The 16,985-nt window shown below is 71.6% G+C and carries 15 protein-coding genes; 4 read left to right on the top strand and 11 right to left on the bottom strand.

What is annotated here, in order from left to right; translation table 11 throughout:
• Positions 1-123 precede the first annotated feature (123 nt).
• From QOZ89_RS13520 to QOZ89_RS13510, 3 genes are all read left to right on the top strand, one after another.
• Complete coding sequence (locus QOZ89_RS13520) at positions 124-1,059, top strand: zinc-dependent alcohol dehydrogenase (RefSeq protein WP_071048271.1); 936 nt, start codon at positions 124-126, stop codon at positions 1,057-1,059.
• 77 nt (positions 1,060-1,136) lie between these two features.
• Positions 1,137-1,628, top strand: coding sequence for a nuclear transport factor 2 family protein (locus QOZ89_RS13515; RefSeq protein WP_071048270.1), 492 nt, complete (start codon positions 1,137-1,139; stop codon positions 1,626-1,628).
• Between the two features lie 160 nt (positions 1,629-1,788).
• Positions 1,789-3,072 carry an amidohydrolase family protein gene (locus QOZ89_RS13510; protein ID WP_071048269.1) on the top strand — a complete coding sequence of 428 codons (1,284 nt, stop codon included), beginning with the start codon at positions 1,789-1,791 and terminating at the stop codon, positions 3,070-3,072.
• Between the two features lie 119 nt (positions 3,073-3,191).
• Here QOZ89_RS13510 and QOZ89_RS13505 read toward each other — a convergent pair whose 3' ends face one another.
• The 8 genes from QOZ89_RS13505 to QOZ89_RS13470 form a co-directional block, all read right to left on the bottom strand.
• Positions 3,192-4,835: a GGDEF domain-containing protein gene (locus QOZ89_RS13505; protein ID WP_071048268.1), complete on the bottom strand. Its 1,644-nt coding sequence runs from the start codon at positions 4,833-4,835 to the stop codon at positions 3,192-3,194.
• Positions 4,836-5,170: 335 nt separating this feature from the next.
• Positions 5,171-7,393 carry an MMPL family transporter gene (locus QOZ89_RS13500; RefSeq protein ID WP_312623935.1) on the bottom strand — a complete coding sequence of 741 codons (2,223 nt, stop codon included), beginning with the start codon at positions 7,391-7,393 and terminating at the stop codon, positions 5,171-5,173.
• A gap of 150 nt (positions 7,394-7,543) precedes the next feature.
• On the bottom strand, positions 7,544-8,632 hold the full coding sequence (locus QOZ89_RS13495) for a vWA domain-containing protein (protein ID WP_071048266.1): 1,089 nt from the start codon (positions 8,630-8,632) through the stop codon (positions 7,544-7,546).
• The gene (locus QOZ89_RS13490; RefSeq protein ID WP_071048265.1) at positions 8,632-9,591 is read right to left on the bottom strand and encodes a VWA domain-containing protein; all 960 of its coding nucleotides are present in this window, start codon (positions 9,589-9,591) and stop codon (positions 8,632-8,634) included. Before QOZ89_RS13490 ends, QOZ89_RS13495 begins: the two co-directional genes overlap by 1 nt.
• Positions 9,588-10,475, bottom strand: a complete 888-nt coding sequence (locus QOZ89_RS13485; RefSeq protein ID WP_071048264.1) for a DUF58 domain-containing protein — start codon at positions 10,473-10,475, stop codon at positions 9,588-9,590. Before QOZ89_RS13485 ends, QOZ89_RS13490 begins: the two co-directional genes overlap by 4 nt.
• A gap of 164 nt (positions 10,476-10,639) precedes the next feature.
• The gene (locus tag QOZ89_RS13480) at positions 10,640-11,767 is read right to left on the bottom strand and encodes an AAA family ATPase (RefSeq protein ID WP_198543199.1); all 1,128 of its coding nucleotides are present in this window, start codon (positions 11,765-11,767) and stop codon (positions 10,640-10,642) included.
• A gap of 28 nt (positions 11,768-11,795) precedes the next feature.
• Positions 11,796-12,584: a S1C family serine protease gene (locus QOZ89_RS13475; protein WP_312623934.1), complete on the bottom strand. Its 789-nt coding sequence runs from the start codon at positions 12,582-12,584 to the stop codon at positions 11,796-11,798.
• Between the two features lie 366 nt (positions 12,585-12,950).
• On the bottom strand, positions 12,951-13,385 hold the full coding sequence (locus tag QOZ89_RS13470) for a hypothetical protein (protein WP_312623933.1): 435 nt from the start codon (positions 13,383-13,385) through the stop codon (positions 12,951-12,953).
• Positions 13,386-13,775: 390 nt separating this feature from the next.
• Between QOZ89_RS13470 and QOZ89_RS13465 the strand changes: the two genes are divergently transcribed.
• Positions 13,776-15,032 (top strand): IS701 family transposase, encoded by a 1,257-nt coding sequence (locus QOZ89_RS13465; RefSeq protein ID WP_312623932.1) that lies wholly within the window; start codon positions 13,776-13,778, stop codon positions 15,030-15,032.
• 291 nt (positions 15,033-15,323) lie between these two features.
• On the opposite strand, the gene QOZ89_RS13460 is transcribed toward QOZ89_RS13465, so the two are convergent.
• From QOZ89_RS13460 to QOZ89_RS13450, 3 genes are all read right to left on the bottom strand, one after another.
• A complete protein-coding gene (locus QOZ89_RS13460; protein WP_071048261.1) occupies positions 15,324-15,656 on the bottom strand; it encodes a putative quinol monooxygenase in 333 nt (110 codons plus the stop codon).
• Between the two features lie 313 nt (positions 15,657-15,969).
• Positions 15,970-16,422 (bottom strand): hypothetical protein, encoded by a 453-nt coding sequence (locus QOZ89_RS13455; protein ID WP_083418463.1) that lies wholly within the window; start codon positions 16,420-16,422, stop codon positions 15,970-15,972.
• A complete protein-coding gene (locus QOZ89_RS13450; RefSeq protein WP_071048260.1) occupies positions 16,419-16,832 on the bottom strand; it encodes a resolvase in 414 nt (137 codons plus the stop codon). The genes QOZ89_RS13455 and QOZ89_RS13450 overlap by 4 nt, the downstream gene beginning before the upstream one ends.
• Positions 16,833-16,985 lie beyond the last annotated feature (153 nt).

Below are 16,985 nucleotides of genomic sequence, written 5' to 3'. Positions count from 1 at the left end.
CTGGGAACCGCCCGGATTCCGCGGTCCGCAGTCCGCGCACAGCCGGTCATGTCACCGGGTTCCGTTCAGAACCGCCACGCCCCGACCTAGCCCCGCCACCCAGCAGACCACGAAGGAGCAGCCATGAAAGCCGTACGTGCCGCGGAAGGCGGCGTCCAGGTCGTCGATCTCCCCGAGCCGCCCGGTACCGGCGAGCTCCTTCAGATGCGATCGGCGAGCATCTGCAGCTCCGACCTGCTGTACATCTCCTACGGCTGCCGCTACATCCTCGGCCACGAGCTAGCCGGCGTCGACGAGGGCGGCAACGCCTTCATCGTCGAGGCCCTCTACGGCTGCATGGAATGCGACCAGTGCCAGCGTGGCCTCTACAACCGCTGTCCGACGCACGGAGAGCGCGCACTCGGTTTCAGCATCGACGGCGGCATGGCCGAGCAGTTCCGCGCCCCTGCCGCCCGGCTGGTCCCGCTGCCGGCGGGCCTCGACGTGCGCGACGCCTCCATCGTCGAACCGGCGTCGGTCTCCTGGCACGCCTTACGGCTGGCCGGCGCCGGACCGGACACCCGGGTCGCGGTCGTCGGCGCCGGCGCGCTCGGCCTGCTCGCCGTCGCGGGCGCCCACCGGCAGGGAGCCGAGGACGTCGCCATCGAGGCGCGCTACCCGCACCAGATCGAGGCGGCGGAGCGCTTCGACGCGAAGGCCGGCCCCGACGGCCTCTACGACGTGGTGGTCGAGGCGGCCGGGAACCCGGCCGCCCTCGCACGCGCGATCGACCTCGTCGCCCCCGGCGGCACGGTCGTCGTCGTCGGTGTCTACATGGACAAGATCGAGGTCGACTGGCCCACCCTCTTCTTCCGCGAGGGGCGGATCATCCCCTCCCTCGGCTACTGCGGCCATGGCACCGGACGCGAGATGGAGGACGCCGCGGCGATGCTCGCGGACGACCCCGAGATCACCCGGGCGCTTATCACCCACCGCTTTCCTCTCGAGGACGCCGATGAGGCGTTCCGGGTCGCGGGCGACAAGAAATCGGGCGCCATCCGGGTCGTGATCGAGCCGTAGGAAGCGTCGAGGAGGGCTGCCCGGCGGTGGTGAACCGAGGTCGAACCTGGCGCGCCAAGAGACGAGCGCGCCGGGACGTGGGACAGAGGCTCGAGGATCTGGAAGCCCGGCTGCGTGCGGCGGAGGATCAGCTGGACATCCTCCGCCTGCTCAACCGCTACGGCCCGCTGGTCGACAGCGGATCGGCGGCTGAAGCGGCCGACCTGTGGATCACCGGTGGCGGCTATGACTTCACCGGCGTGACCGGCGACGGCACCCGCGTCGAGGCACCGCGGGGACTGGCCGCCCTGTACCAGAGCGACGTGCATACAGACCTGGTCGCCACGGGCGTGGCTCACCTGACGGCCACACCGCACATCACCCTCCATGGCGACACGGCGGGCGCGGTCGGCTACTCCCTCGTGATCCGCAAGGAGGACGACCGCTGGTACCTCTGGCGAGCCGCCATCAACCACTGGGAGCTGGCACGTACCGCCGACGGTTGGCGAATCACGGAGCGCTACAACCGCGTGCTGGACGGATCCCCCGAATCGCACGCGGCGATGCGCAGGATTCTCGCCGACCCGTAGACCACAGTCGGCCGTCGCCGCAGCCGCTGCGCGAACTGTTCGGCGGGCTCGATGCCCGGCCGGTCATTCCGGTCAAACCCACCAACCCACCGGTTCCGTCACGCCCGCGGCGGGACGAGCTCGTGGCTGTGGCATTCCTGTCTGTGAGCGGAGGCTCGGTATGAACGCGGAAGACCTCATCCTGATCAGCGTCGACGACCATCTTGTCGAACCGCCGGACATGTTCCAGGGGCGCCTGCCGGCGAGGTTCGCCGACGCGGCGCCGAAGGTCCTCCACCGCGAGGACGGCTCCGATGTGTGGACGTTCAACGGTTCGATCATCCCGAACGTCGGGCTGAACGCGGTGGCCGGCCGGCCGAAGGAGGAGTACGGCGTCGAGCCGACCGCGTTCGACGAGATGCGCCCGGGCTGTTACGACATCCACGAGCGCGTCAAGGACATGTCCGCGGCCGGGGTGCTGGGCTCGATGTGCTTCCCGTCGTTCCCGGGTTTCGCTGCCCGGCTGTTCGCGGCCGCCGACGACAAGGACCTCGCGCTGGCGGTCGTGCGGGCGTACAACGACTGGCACATCGACGAGTGGTGCGGTGCCTATCCTGGCCGGTTCATCCCGATGGCGCTGCCGGTGCTGTGGGACCCGGAGCTGGCCGCGGCCGAGGTCCGCCGGGTCGCGGCCAAGGGCTGCCACTCGTTGACGTTCACCGAGAACCCGGCCGCGCTGGGCTACCCCAGCTTCCATGACGGTCACTGGGACCCGCTGTGGAACGCGCTGGTCGACACCGACACGGTGATGTCGATCCACCTCGGCTCGTCCGGGAAGCTCACCCTGACCGCGCCGGACGCCCCGATGGACGTCCTGATCACCCTGCAGCCGATGAACATCTGCCAGGCCGCGGCCGACCTGCTGTGGTCGCGGGTCATCAAGGACTTCCCGGACATCAGGATCGCCCTGTCGGAGGGTGGGACCGGGTGGATCCCGTACTTCCTGGAGCGGATCGACCGGACCTACGACATGCACCACCTGTGGACCGGCCAGAACTTCGGCGACAAGCTGCCGAGCGAGGTCTTCCGGGAGCACTTCCTCACCTGCTTCATCGAGGACCCGGTCGGTGTCGAGCTGCGCCACAAGATCGGTATTGACAACATCGCGTGGGAGTGCGACTACCCGCACTCGGACTCGAGCTGGCCGTGGCCGGGCGAGGAGCTGCTGAAGTCCGCGGTCGGCGTGCCGGACGAGGACATCAACAAGATGTCGTATGAGAACGCGTGCCGCTGGTACTCGTTCGACCCGTTCGCCCACCGCTCGAAGGAGCAGTCCACCGTCGGGGCGCTGCGTGCCGAGGTCGCCGGCCGCGACATCGCGACCCGCTCCTACGACAAGGGCCGCTTCGAGATCAAGCACGAGGGCATCTCCCTCGCCGAGATGGCCGAGAGATCCACCGTCTGACGGCGCCGTGGGCGGCGCTCCTCACGACAGCCGGGAGCGCCGCCCACCCGGCGGGCGCCTACTGTCCGTGGAGACTGGTCACACCGGCGAACTCCACACACGGCGCGCACCGCTCGATGTCACCGTCCGGGCTGGCACCGCGGCGCCTTGGCCCCCGGCCTGCGCGGCCCGGACTGGGTTCCTTGCCCAGACAGCCCAGCACGGTGGACAGTCACGGTGCCGTAATCTCGCTTCGCCTTGTACATGGCCAGATCCGCTTGGTGCAGCAGCGTCTCCGACTCGGTGGTCGTGCCAGGCTCAGCGACTGCCAGTCCGACGCTTCCGTGCACCGAGCGCGACGCTCCAGCGAGCTCGCAGGGAGCCGCGACGGCCTCGGCGATCCGATGGCCGAGCTGCCACGGCTCCTCGGTGCCGCCCTCGAACAGGATCGCGAACTCGTCACCACCGAGCCGGGCGACGGTGTCCGCCCGCCGGACCGCGCGCAGGAGCCGGGCCGCGATCAGCCGCAGCAGCTCGTCGCCAGCCGCGTGCCCGAGTTCGTCGTTGACGTTCTTGAAGTTGTCCAGGTCGCAGAACAGCAGGATCAACGGCTGTGGGTCGGGGTCGCGGTTTCGCCGGTCGACCGCGTGCCGCAGCCGGTCGTTGAACAGCGCCCGGTTCGCCAGCCCGGTGAGCGGGTCGTGAAACGCCTGGTACAACAGCTGATTCTGGCTGGCCCGGTAGCGGGCCAGCAGCCTCGCGTTGTCCCACAACGTCACGATCTGTCGTGCCAACGCCAGTACCAGCAGGCTGAGCAGCGCGAACATCTCCGCGCGCGGAATCGGGGCCGACGTCACCAGCCGCACCAGGGTGAGCAGACCGACCGCGCCCAGCGGCACATACGGCAACGCCAGGTGCAGTATCTGCAGCAGGCCCGGTCGATCGTTTGTCCGGTGGTCATCCGGCTCGGCCACGGGCGGCGCCGCTGGTCGCGCCGGGGCGACCGCCGCCAGCCCGATCAGCAGCATTGCCGCGGGAAACCCGGTTGAGAAAGGCGGCGGCGCGACCGTCCAGCGGCGAAGATCGGCCGCGACATAGCTGACCGCCACGATCGCGAGCACGACCACGCCGGCCGCGAGCAGACCGAACGCGGGCCAGAGGCGTGGCCGCCGGAACGTGCCGAGCAGGAACACCGTTACCGACAGGGTCAACGCACCCAGAGCAAGACCCAACATCGTCAGGACGGAGCCCGGGCTGTACTCACCTTGCAGCAGCACGTCCTTCAGCACCAGCTCCCACGCGAGCAGCGCCAGCGCGCCGACCACGAGCAGGCTGTCCAACACGGTCACCGCCAGCCATCGCCGGCTGGGTAACGGCGGATGTGGAGGACGATCGCCTGGGTTCGATCCGAGCGGAACGTGGTCGTCGGGGCCGCGGTCCAGCGGGTCCGTCGGTATCGTGAGCAGCCCCGCCAGCGCGAGCGCGTAGCAGACGAGATAGCCAAGATCGGGCGGGTGCAGCGTCGGCAGATTGGTTCCGGCGGCGGGGGACGTCCAAACGGACGTGACCACCCCGGCCGTCGCCACGACCGCGGCCGCCCCGGTCAGCCATCGCCACCGCCGTTCGACTCCCTGGTGCCGCCAGCCCTCGACCCCACAGCACACCGCCGCGACCGCGGTCGCGGCAACCCCCTCGATGGGCTCGACCAGGATCACTATTGACCTCGGCGCGGTGAGGTCGACCATCAGGGCGGCCACGAAGAAGACGACGGCGGCGATCACCATTCGGCGGAAGGCCCGATGGCTGACCGCTGCTGGCCGTGCGGGCGTTGCCGGCTGCCGGTCATGGCGAGCTGGTTTCATCGACACGGGTCCCAGCCTGGTCTCCGCCCCCTTTGTCCGTCGCCGCGATACGCATCGATCGTCACCACCGTATCCGCCTGGCGGCCACGGCCCGAGGGCAGGCTCTCCCGGCAGCTCAATACATGATGCAGCCACCCGAATACATGTTCCCGCTTCGCCTCACGGTGAACCGGTCCGCCGGTCGGGTGTTCCGGCGGGATTTATCCGGAACGGGTCCGGCATATTGGTCGGCATTTGCCGCAAAAAGAGCCGGCGAGTCACGTCGCCGCGGGCACGGAGCCTGCCGCTCGCCCGGCGCCGACGCCGAGCTCGGCCCTTGGCTGAGGTTCGGGCTCGGGTGCTGGCTGAGGTTCGGGCTCGGGTTCAAGTCTGGGGAGGAGACGGTCGAGCCAGCGCGGTAGCCACCAGTTGGCGTGGCCGAGCAGGAACATGGTCGCCGGGACGACGAGCAGCCGGATGAGGGAGGCGTCGATCAGAACGCTGACGCCCAGACCGAGGGCGAGCATCTTGATGACGACGTTGCTGGAGAGCAGGAACGCGAGAAAGACGCTGGTCATGATGAGGGCCGCGCAGGTGATGACGCGGGCGGTCGCGGCGAGGCCGTCGGCGACGCTGCGGCCGTTGTCGCCGGTGGCGAGCCACCGCTCGCGGACTCGGGACAGCAGGAAGACCTCGTAGTCCATGGAGAGCCCGAACACGATGGCGAACATCATCATGGGCACGTAGGACTCGACCGGCACCTTCTCGCCGACGCCCAGCAGCGAGCCGCCCCAGCCCCACTGGAAGACGGCGACGACGACGCCGTAGGCGGCGCCGATCGAGAACAGGTTGAGCACCGCGGCCTTGAGAGCGAGGAAGGGACTGCGGAAACTGGCGAGCAGCAGCAGGAACGCGGCGGCGATGACGACGGCGATGATGACCGGGAGCCGCGCCGAGACCTGGTCGCGAAAGTCGAGGCTCGCGGCGAGGTTTCCCGTGATGTAGCCATGACTACCAGTCCCGGCGAGCACATCGGGCAGCGTCTGGTCGTTGAGCCGGGCGAGGAGCTGGTCCGTGGCCGCGTCCTGCGGGCGCGTGGTGGGTACGACGGTGGCGACGAGCAGCGACCCGTCCGTGGTGGTCCTCGCCGGGGTGGCAGCGGCGACGCCCGGGGTGCCGGCCAGCGCGCGGTCGAGGCCGGACGCCAGCGCGGGCCTCGACGCGCCGTCGGCGAGCTGGACGACGACGGTGAACGGGCGGTTCGCGCCTGGTCCGAACCCGTTGCTGATGGCGTCGTAGGCGCGGCGATCCGTGTAGGAGGTCGGGTTGGCCCCGGCATCGACGTGGCCAAGCGTCATCGACAGCATCGGGAACGCCAGTATCGCGAGCACGGCGACCCCGGCGCCGAGGAAGCGCCAGGGGTGGCGACTCACCCGGGCCGCGTACCGATGCCAGCCCGTGTCGCCCAGGTCACCGTCCGCCCCGCCTTCGGCCACCGGGCGGCGCACCCGCAGCCGGTCGATGCGCCGCCCGGCCAGTCCCAGCAGCGCCGGTACCAGCGTCGTGGCCGCCAGTGCGGACACGGCGACGGTGATCGCCGCCGCCAGGCCGAGCTTGCCGATGAACCCGATGCCGGAGGCGAACAGCCCGAGCATGGCGATGACCACCGTGGCGGCCGCGACGAGCACGGACTGGCCGCTGGTGGAGACGGCGCGGGCGGCGGCCTCGGCCGGCTCGACTCCGTCCATGACGAGCTGGCGGTGCCGGGTGGCCAGGAACAGGGCGTAGTCGATCCCGACCCCCAGCCCGATCATGATGCCGAGCGTGGGTGCCACGGAGGCGAAGGTGGTGGTCGACGCGACGATGCCGAGCACCCCGATGCCGGTCCCGACGCCGACCAGCGCGGTGAGGATCGGCAGCCCGGCCGCGTAGACGCTGCCGAACCCGACCAGCAGCACCACGATCGCGACGCCGACGCCGATGACCTCCGACAGTGCCTCGTTGGCCTTCGGCCGTGCGGCCTGGCCCAGGACACCGCCGTAGTCGACGTTGACACCGGCCGCCCGCGCCCCGGTGACCGCCTGGTCGACGGAGGCGACGTAGGACGGCCCGAGGGTCTTGGGGTTGACGTCGAAGCGCACCGTCGCGTAGGCGGTACGGCCGTCCTTCGACGTGGTCGCCGCTGCCAGCGGGTCGCCGACGAACAGGACGTGCGGCAGCCTCGCGACGTTGCCCGCCGCCGTCGCGAGCTGGGACGAGTACGGCCGCAGCGTGGTGCCCCGGGCGGTGAACACGAGCTGCCCGCTCAGGCCGCCCGCCTTCGGCTCGTGCGCCCTGAGCAGGTCGGCACCCTGCTGCGCCGACGATGCGGGCAGCTGGAAGTCGTCCGAGTAATCCCCGCCCGTGGCGCGATGACCGAGCGTCGCGGCGACGAGGAGCGCGATCCAGACGGCGAGAACCCACCACCCGTGCCGCGCGCAGAACCGGCCCAGGCGCGCCATCGAACCCGACCATGACGCTGTCACGAGCGACACGGTAACCCGCGCGGTGGAAAGGCCTCGTCGAGGAGGTCTGGAGCGGCCACCGCGGCCTCGCTGTGGGCCATCAATGCCTGGGGCACCGACCCGGAATCCCGCTGGGTTCCTCGTTCATCAGGTGGCTGGTGGGCGGCGTACCCGGTTCCACCACAGGGACAGCGCGACGGCCACGGCGACGAGCAGGCCGCCGATGCCGGCGAACACGGCGGCGATGTCCTTGTGTCGGTGGGTCACGGTGATGTTGCGGGGGAGGGCGGACAGCGCGTCCTGAAGCTGGCCCGCGTTCTGCGCCCGGTAGTAGGTGCCGCCGGTGGCGCCCGCGACCTGCCGCAGCGCGTCCTCGTCGATGATCCGCGGGTTGCGGTCGCCGAACCGGCCGCCCCCGCCCCCGCCGCCGAAGCCGCCACCACCCCCGAAACCGCCGCCGAAACCGAACGGGCTGTCACCGACCTGCGAGCTGCTGCACACCAGCGGCGCCGGCGTCGTCGTGCCGAAACCGATCGTGTAGACCCGCAGGCGGCGCGCCGCGGCCTCCTTCGCCGCGGTCTGCGGGTCCACGCCCTGGGTGTTCGCGCCGTCGGTGAGCACGACGATGACGTCGGCCGCGTACGCCGCCCCGGCGTCGCCGCCGTCGAGGTTCACCCCGGTTGGCGCGACCGTCGGGTCGACGTCGGCGATCGCGTCGATGGACGTGAGGATTCCCTGGCCGATGGCGGTGCCGCGCGACGTCGTCAGGCCCTTCAGCGCCGCCAGCAGCTTGTCGGTGTCGTCGGTCGGCGGGACGAGCAGGCCCGCGACGCCCGCGAAGGTGACCAGGCCGATGCGGGAGCCACCCGGCTGCGCCCTGATGAAGTCGGCGGCCGCCTTCTCAGCGGCGGTGAGGCGGTTCGGGGACACGTCGGTGGAGCACATCGAGCCCGAGACGTCCAGTGCCAGCAGGATCGTCGTCGAGTTGGACGTGACCGGCACGGTCGCCTGCGGGCGGGCCGCGCCGAGGCCGAGCGCGGCCAGCCCGACGAGCAGCAGGGCGACGGGGACGCGTCGCCGCCACAGCGTCCGGCCCGGCAGCGCGACGCGTACCAGCGCGACCGACGTGACGCGCACCGCGGCGCGCCGGCGCCGCCGCCGCGCCCACCAGGCGACGGCCGGCAGCAGCGGTATGACCAGCAGCGTCAGCAGCGCCCATGGCCAGGTGAGGGACATCAGACGACCCTTCCCGTGCGCAGGACGGTGAGGACCCCGCCGGCGGCCAGCAGCAGGACCGCGAACGCGGTGAACGCCCCGGCCAGCGGAAGGTCCTCGTTGTGGGTGGTCAGCCGCAGGTCGATGGTCGACGCGACGCCGTCGAGCTCGGGTGTGTCCGACGCGGGGTGGTAGGAGCCGCCGGTCGTCTGGGCGATGGCCTTCAACGTGTCCTCGTCCAGCGCGGTGTGCAGCCGGTAGCCGTCGACGGTGACGACCCCGCCGGCCGCGGTGCCGACGCCGACCGTCTCGACGTGCACGCCGGCGGCCTGGGCGGCATCGGCGGCCGCCTCGGTGGCGTCGGCGTTGCCCCCGTCCTCACCGTCGGAGAACAGCACGATGGTCGCCGAGCTCCAGTAGCCGAGGTCGGGCACGGTGCCGTCCGGCCCCAGCCGGACGGTCCTGCCCGTGATCGCCGAGAGCGAGGTGAGGAGCGCGTCGGCGAGCGACGTGCCGCCGGTGACGCTCAGGCGGTCGATCGCGGCCTCGGCCTCCGCGTGGTCGGCGCCGGGGAGGTGAGTGGTGATCCCGCCGTTCTGGAAGGCGACGATACCGACGTTGACGCTGCCGGGCTGGGCGTCGACGAACGCGGTCGCGGCCTTCTTCGCCGCGTCCAGCCGGGTGGGCTCGACGTCGGTCGCGGACATGCTGTTCGACACGTCCATGGCGACGATCACCGTTCCCGCGGCGCGGGAGACCGGGACGGACGCCGCCGGCCCCGCCGCCGCGACCGAGAGCACCGCGATGCCCGCGAGGCTCAGCCAGAGGCCGAGCTGGGGAGCGCGCCGTCCCGCGGCGGCGGCCACTCCCGCCGCCGCGAGCGCCGCCCGCCGCCGGCGGGACGCCTTCACGGTGGCGACGGCGAGCGCCACCACGACGAGCACGCCGAGGACGAGCAGCCAGGGAACGGCGAGGCTCACGCACGCCTCCACTGGGTGCTGGCGACGACCGCGACCAGGGATGAGATCAGGTCACGGTCGGTGTCGATCCGGTGCAGCGGGACCCCCGCCCGGCGCATGCGGCCGGCCATCTCGGCCTCGCGCTCCGCCACGGCGTCGCGGAATCGGGCCCGGAACAGCGGGTCGCTGGAGTCGACGAGCACCTGCTCGCCGGTCTCCGCGTCCTCGACGAGGACGAGCCCTGCCTCCGGCAGGTCGTCGTCGGCCGCGTCGACGACGCGCAGCGCCACGACGTCGTGCCGGTGCGCGAGGCGCAGCAGCGGCCGCTCCCACTCGCCGGTGCCGATGAAGTCGGAGACGACGATGATCAGCGACCGGCGCCGGGCCAGCGACGCGGCGGTCGCCAGCATCGCGGCGAAGTCGGTGGGGCCCGCGGTGGGAGGCGCGGTGGCCGTGCGGTCCAGCTCGTGGCCGATGCGCAGCACGTGGGCGCGCCCGGTGCCCGGCGGCACGACCCGCGTGGCGACGCCGTCGTGCAGCAGCGCGCCGACCCGGTTGCCGCCCCGGCCGAACAGCCTGGCCAGGGTCAGCGCGAGGTCGGCCAGCACGTCGTGCTTCCCGCGACCTGGGGTGCCCACCGTCATCGACGCCGACCGGTCGAGGACGAGCCACAGGGTGAGCTCGCGGTCCTCGGTGAACTGGCGTACCTGCGGCTCGTCGAGCCGGGCGGTCGCGTTCCAGTCGATGCGGCGGGCGTCGTCCTCCTCGACGTAGCCGCGCAGGCCGGCGAAGTCGAGGCCCGCGCCGCGGTACGCCGTCCGGTAGGAGCCCAGCACCCGCCCGTCGAGGCGGCGGATCACCCGCCACTCCAGGCGCAGCAGCAGCCGGTCGGGCGCGCTCGTCATGGCGCCGTCTCCGCGGCGGGCGCGGGCCCGGCGGGGCCTTGCCGGCAGGGCTCGGGAGGGATGCGGGGTGAGCGGGGGACATCGGGTGCCACGAGGACATCGGGCGCCACGAGGACATCGGGTGCCAGGGGGACATCGGGTGCCAGGGGGATGCGGCTCACGGCTCACCGGTCCCGCAGCGGGACCTCGGGCATCGGCACGGCCTTCAGCACGCCGGCGATGACCGTGTCGGGATCGACGTCGTCGGCCAGCGCCTCGTACGACAGCACGACGCGGTGGCGCAGCACGTCGGGGGCGAGCTCGCGCAGGTCGTGCGGCACCACGTAGTCCCTGCCCCGCAGGTATGCCAGCGCCCTGGCGCCCAGCACCAGCGCGATCGACGCGCGCGGGCTGGCGCCGTAGGTGACGTAGCGCTCCAGCTGGCCGAGCCCCACCGTCCCCGGCGAGCGGGTGGCCGTGACCAGCCGCACCGCGTAGTCGACGATGGCCGGGTCGACGTACACGTCCTGCACGCGCGCCCGCATCCGTACCAGGTCCTCGGGGGAGAGGATCGCCTGGGGCGCCTCGGGCGGCCGCAGGGCCCGGTCGACGATGGCGTTCTCCTCCACCGCCGTCGGGTAGCGCACGACGACCTTCATCATGAAACGGTCGACCTGGGCCTCCGGCAGCGGATAGGTGCCCTCGGACTCGATCGGGTTCTGGGTCGCCATGACCAGGAACGGGTCGGGGACGTGGAAGGTCTCGCGCCCGATGGTCACCTGACGCTCCTGCATCACCTCCAGCAGCGCGCTCTGCACCTTCGCCGGGGCCCGGTTGATCTCGTCGGCCAGCAGCAGGTTGGTGAAGACCGGGCCGAGCGAGGTCTCGAACTCGCCGGTGTGCTGCCGGTAGACCCGGGTGCCCACCAGGTCGGCGGGCAGGAGGTCCGGCGTGAACTGGATGCGTTGGAACTGCCCGCCGATCGCCCCGGCCAGGGACTTCACGGCCAGCGTCTTGGCCAGCCCGGGCACGCCCTCGACGAGCAGGTGGCCGCCGGAGAGCAGGCCGACAGCCATCCGCTCCAGTAGCACGTCCTGCCCGACGATCGTGCGTTTGACCTCGAACAGCACCTGCTCGAGCGGGCTGGCGGCGGGAGGCGCGGCGGTCGCGCTGCTCGCTGTGGCGCTTGTGCCGCTCGCCGCCGTGGCGCTCGCCGCGGTCGTGGCGTTCCCGCTGGCCGGCTGCTGGGCGCCGCCGCCCTTGGGCCCCATCAGGGTCAGGTATCGTCGCTCGGCCTCGCCTTGGTTCGACATCGTTATCTTTTCGATACCTTCCGTGATGTCAGATCTGGGGTCCGCGGCCATCGCCAGGCCCGTTGCCGCCGCCGAGCGCGCTGCCGATGGGCACGGCGAAGCCGATGCCGGCGAACGCGTCGTCATGGCCCGGGTCGGCGATGGAGACGACGATTCCGACGACCAGGCCGTTCGCGTCGAGGAGCGGGCCGCCGGAGCTGCCCGGATTCACCGAGGCGTCGAACTGGATGAGGCCGGTGAACGTGCCGCTGTCCGTCGGGGCGGTGCGGCCCACACCCGAGATGACGCCGGACGAGACGCTGTAGGTCAGCCCCAACGGGTTGCCGACCGCGACGACCTCCCCGCCGACCTCGACTCGGCCGCCGAGCGTCGCCGGCACCACGGTCTGCGGCAGGGTCGCCGGGGTGAGCGTCGCGATGTCGGTCTTCGGGTCCGCCGACGCCACCGTAGCGGCGGAGGTGGTGCCATCGGCGAAGACAAGGCTGATGGCGCCGCCGTCGGCGATGACGTGGTTCGCGGTGAGGACCATGCCGTCATCGGCGGCGATCACGCCCGAGCCGAGCGACCCGTCGGCCATCCGCACGACGACTACCGACGGCCCGATCCGCTGGTAGATGTCCGCGACGCTGGGAGTCTTGCCCGCGGTGGGGCTCGCCGATACGGCCGGGCTGGGGAGCGCCTCCGAGCGGTCGCCGGGCCGCAGCGCGAGCGCCACGACGGCGACGACCAGCGCGACGACGAGGACACCGCAGGCGGCCAGCACGCCGAGGGTGCTGCGCGGCCCCAATACCGCCCGAGGGCCGGACCAACGCGCCATACCGCGACAGTGCGGGCCATACCTTAGCCGTACCTGAACAAACGCTGTGCCCGACGTCAAACGCTACCGATTCTTTACCGGATACGACGCGGGAACCGTGCCGGATGGCGCACATCTCGTGACGGCCGCTCGTCGGAGGCTGTCTGCTCCGATGCCGGCTCCGGCGGCGGCGGTCAGCCCGTCCCTGCATGGGTTGACCGCCACGGCTGTTCCGCAGCCGCGCGGCGCGGGGTGCCTGACTAGTACCGAGCCGGCGGGTCATCGACCTAGTGCCGGTTCGCTCTGGCCATGCCCCCGCGCCATTTCCCGGACGGGCGGACGTGGCTGGGCGACGTTTCCGCGGTCGTCAGGGACGCTCCGCGGTCGTCAGGCGGCGTGCCAGCGGGCGCGGTCCGGGCTGTTGGCCGTGGTGCCGCACACCATCGGCGTGCCCTTGTCGGTGATGCCGGTGGCGCCCGCTGGGGCGCAGAACGCGCCGGGGTGGACGAAATCGCTCTGTGCCGGTTGCTGGGTGGTCGCCGGAGGGGCGGGCGCGGGGGGGGGGGGGGCCGGGGTCGGCGCCGGGGCGGGCGGGGGGGCGGCCGGCCTGGGCGCCTGCGTCGTCGTCGCCGCTGCCGGCACCGGCGCGGCCGGTTGCGGTGTCTGCCGAATCATGGTCGGCTGGCCGCTCGGTGGCGGGGCCTGGCTGGTCGCCGGGATCGAGGCGATCGAGGTCGCCGAGGCTGTGGCCGTCGTCGGCGACGAGCTTGAGACGGCCGCGAGCGCTGGCGCGATGCTCGGCGACGGGCTGTCGGCGGACACGCCCGATGTCGACGAACCGGCGCCGGTGGCGAGACCCGCGGTGCAACTCGCCACGACAAGAAAGAAGAGGAAGAGCCCCGCTGCGGAGAGACCCGCGAGAACGCGGTGCCGACGCGCCCAGCCGGCTAACTGTCCGACCCGATCCCGCGGGCGAGGTGGTTGAGGTGGATTTGGGCCGAAAGGTGGCCATGGTGGCGGAACAGGACGATTTGCCATGAGCGATCCCCCATCGCACAAACTGCCCAGGAAGTGGGCAGGCAGGCACTGTATTCGCCTGAACCCAACAAGCTGGGTGGGAGATCGACAACGCGACCCAAACGCGTTCAGTGGGGTGGCGGGCTCCTAGTAGGGCTTTGTCAGGTCTCTTGATCGTTTGGCATGCTGGTGGTGATGACACCGGAGGAGATGGAACAAGTCCGCCCAGTCATGGAGGAGTTCGCCGCCCGGATGCTGGCGGACCTGCCGCGGTCGGACCAGCGGGCCAAGGGTGAGCTGTACCTGCGGGGGCTGCTGCTGGACGGCAGACGCAAGAGCCTTCAGCCCATGGCCGGGCGGCTCGGGGTCGGCCACCAGGGGCTGCAGCAGTTCCTGCGGGACTCGACCTGGGACTACGACGAGGTCCGCCGCCGGCTGGCCGGTTGGGCGGTCGGGTTCGTGGACCCGGAGGCGCTGGTCGTCGACGACACCGGCTTCCCCAAGGACGGGACCGCCTCGCCGGGGGTGGCCCGGATGTACTCCGGCACGTTGGGCAAGGTCGGTAACTGCCAGGTCGGGGTGTCCGTGCATGCGGTGACGGACTGGGCGTCGGCGGCGCTGGACTGGCGGCTGTTCCTGCCCGCCGGCTGGGACGACCGGGCCTGCGTCGAGCCGGCCCAGGCCGCGGCGGTCCGTACCCGCCGGGCACGGGCCGGGATCCCCGCCGACGCCCGGCACCGACAGAAGTGGCGCCTGGCCCTCGACATGCTCGACGAGCTCGCCGGCTGGGACGTGCCGCCCCGGCCGGTCGTCGCCGACGCCGGCTACGGCGACGCCGCCGAGTTCCGCCAGGGGCTGACCGACCGGCAGCTGGTCTACGTGCTCGGCGTGACCCCCACCGCCACCGCCCACCCCGCCCCGGCCGCACCGGTCACCCCGCCCTACTCCGGGAACGGACGCCGACCCATCCCGGCCTACCCGGACCCGCCGTCCACGTTGAAGGCCCTGGCCCTGGCCGCCGGGCGGGCCGCGCTGCGCACCGTGACCTGGCGGCACGGCAGCCACCGGACCCCCGACAACCCGACCGCGGCGATGCGGTCGCGGTTCCTGGCGCTGCGGGTCCGCCCCGCCGGCCGGTCGGTCACCCGGGCCGACGACCGCAGCCTGCCGGAATGCTGGCTGCTGACCGAATGGCCGGTCGGCCAGGCCGAACCCACCGACTACTGGCTGTCCACCCTGCCCGCCGACATCCCCCTGCGCCAGCTGGTACGGCTCGCGAAGATCCGATGGCGGATCGAACACGACTACCGCGAGCTCAAGGACGGCCTGGGCCTGGACCACTACGAGGGCCGCTCCTTCCACGGCTGGCACCGCCACGTCACCCTCGTCTCGATCGCCCAGGCCCTGTGCACCCAGCTACGCCGCAACCCAAAAGTCCCTGCGCCGGCCTGACCCTCTACGGAGTCCTCCGCATGCTCCAGAGCCTGCTCAACGTCTGGACCGGCGCCTGCCGCACCTGCCACCGCCCCTACGACCCCTCACAGCAACGATCCCTACAGATCCTCGGAGTCACCTAACAAAGCACTACTAGCGCCGCCTCGGCCACAGTTGGCCCCGCCGCCCCGCCACGAGCTTCGAGCCGCGGACTGGGCGAACGTTGCCGTGGACGGCGCCAGCTCCTGGCTTTTGCCAAGGTGGAGGGTGGCGTGGGCGGTCCGCCAGGTCCGGGCACGCGTCGGGCGGTCAGTCCCGCGCGGGAACGGCCATCTCGCCGAGCAGGGACCAGTTATCCTGTGGAACGGTCACGTTGAGGATGCGCGGGGTTTCGGCAAGGTGCTGGGGCAGTGTCTGCTGCGCGGCCCGGAAGTGCGCGGACTGGACGTGCGCGGCGCCCGCGTCGTCGTCCCGGAATGCCTCGACGAGAACGTATTCCGCGGGGTCCTCGATGCTGCGCGACCAGTCGAACCACAGGCAGCCTGGTTCATTCCGGGTCGCCCGGGTGAATTCCTCGACAATGGCCGGCCACTGTTCCGCGTCCTCGGGTCGGACGCGGAACTTGACGGTGATGAAGATCATCAGACTCCTTTGTCGACTGTCGACCTGACCGCGCGTGCTGACCGTGCCCGGCCGGCCCTGCCCTGCCGCGCGATGTCATGCCCCGCGGTGTCGAGCGCCGGTGCCGCGCTGCGACCCTACGCGACGGCCCACCATCAGTCCCGGACCGGGACCGGGACCGACGCGGTCCACATGCCGTCCGCGGCAACGTCCGCCCGGTCCGGATATCGAAGGTCGCCGGGACTGTATCCGGATCCGAACTCCGAGCCCCTGCCGGTTCGGATTCGAGTACCCATCTTTCATGTAGGACAACTGACCTGGTGTGATGATCGGTCTACTGGGGTTGGCAGTTGCAGCCTCGGGGGCGCACGACGCTGGCTAGCGCGACGACGGCGGCGGGGTCTTCGCGTTGTATCAGGCCGAAGATCCGGGCGCCGGTTGCCGGGTCGTCGGTGGCGGTCAGCAGTGTTCCTACCGCGACCTGGAACGGGGTCAGGCCCCGGTCGGGCATGCCGGTCACGTCGGGTATCCAGCCGTCGGCCACGGTCGCCGCGTCCGGGTCGCCGTCGTGCCCGGTGTCCGGTGCGGAGGGGTCTGGCACGCCGCGCGGAAATCGGCGGAACAGTAGCGTTGTCCCGCCGTCCAGGGACGTGTGATCGACGAACGCCGCCGGGGGTAGTCCCGCTACTACGGTGGCGATCTCGGCTGGGGTCGCTCCCGCGAGGATCTCCAGGCCGTAGCCGTTGCCTGGCAGGGCCACGACGCGGGCCAGCGGCCAGCCACTCATGCCGCGACCCCCGTCCCGGCCAGGGCGACGCTTGTGCCGAATTCGGCGACCAGGGGGCCGAACGACGCGACGTCGGCGGTGTCCCGGCCGAACTCGGTGATCAGCAGCCGTACGCCGGCATGCCGCAGCAACACCAGTTCCCGGGCGATGTCCCGCTCGGTCGCGCCGATCGTCTCCAACGTGTCGACGACGACCACGTCCGCCCGGCGTGCCCTGACCAGCCGGCGCACTGCGGCCCATGCCCGGCCGTCGCCACCGCCTCGGCCGAGCTGGCAGACCACTGGGCCCGCTGTCCAGCCGCGCGCCGCGCACTCGTTCTCGAACGCCTGCCGCTGGTCCGTCAGCGAAGCCGCTCCGACGCCGCGACGGGCGAAGCACACTGCCCGTACCCCATCTGACATACTCGCCATTGGGTTCCGCTCCTTCTGTGAAAGGATTGGGATCAAGGCCCGGGATTGGTGTTACCAGCACCTTCCCGGGCCGCTTTATTGATTTATCTTTCACCTCTCATAATACTTCACCAGACCGCGCGGCGCGGCCAATTCGGCGAATTCGAGCGGCCA

The organism is Pseudofrankia coriaricola (genome assembly GCF_032027725.1).
In the GTDB taxonomy this organism is placed as follows: Bacteria; Actinomycetota; Actinomycetes; order Frankiales; family Frankiaceae; genus Pseudofrankia.
Note: the sequence above shows the minus strand (reverse complement) of the source record. Positions and strands in the feature narration are given on the sequence as shown.

Bases quoted from the DNA above. Each gene is read 5' to 3' on its own strand.
- QOZ89_RS13520 (WP_071048271.1), top strand. From the start codon at position 124: ATGAAAGCCGTACGTGCCGCGGAAGGCGGCGTCCAGGTCGTCGATCTC.
- QOZ89_RS13510 (WP_071048269.1), top strand. From the start codon at position 1,789: ATGAACGCGGAAGACCTCATCCTGATCAGCGTCGACGACCATCTTGTC.
- QOZ89_RS13505 (WP_071048268.1), bottom strand. From the start codon at position 4,835: ATGGTGATCGCCGCCGTCGTCTTCTTCGTGGCCGCCCTGATGGTCGAC.
- QOZ89_RS13500 (WP_312623935.1), bottom strand. From the start codon at position 7,393: ATGGCGCGCCTGGGCCGGTTCTGCGCGCGGCACGGGTGGTGGGTTCTC.
- QOZ89_RS13495 (WP_071048266.1), bottom strand. From the start codon at position 8,632: ATGTCCCTCACCTGGCCATGGGCGCTGCTGACGCTGCTGGTCATACCG.
- QOZ89_RS13485 (WP_071048264.1), bottom strand. From the start codon at position 10,475: ATGACGAGCGCGCCCGACCGGCTGCTGCTGCGCCTGGAGTGGCGGGTG.
- QOZ89_RS13480 (WP_198543199.1), bottom strand. From the start codon at position 11,767: ATGTCGAACCAAGGCGAGGCCGAGCGACGATACCTGACCCTGATGGGG.
- QOZ89_RS13475 (WP_312623934.1), bottom strand. From the start codon at position 12,584: ATGGCGCGTTGGTCCGGCCCTCGGGCGGTATTGGGGCCGCGCAGCACC.
- QOZ89_RS13465 (WP_312623932.1), top strand. From the start codon at position 13,776: ATGACACCGGAGGAGATGGAACAAGTCCGCCCAGTCATGGAGGAGTTC.
- QOZ89_RS13460 (WP_071048261.1), bottom strand. From the start codon at position 15,656: ATGATCTTCATCACCGTCAAGTTCCGCGTCCGACCCGAGGACGCGGAA.
- QOZ89_RS13455 (WP_083418463.1), bottom strand. From the start codon at position 16,422: ATGAGTGGCTGGCCGCTGGCCCGCGTCGTGGCCCTGCCAGGCAACGGC.
- QOZ89_RS13450 (WP_071048260.1), bottom strand. From the start codon at position 16,832: ATGGCGAGTATGTCAGATGGGGTACGGGCAGTGTGCTTCGCCCGTCGC.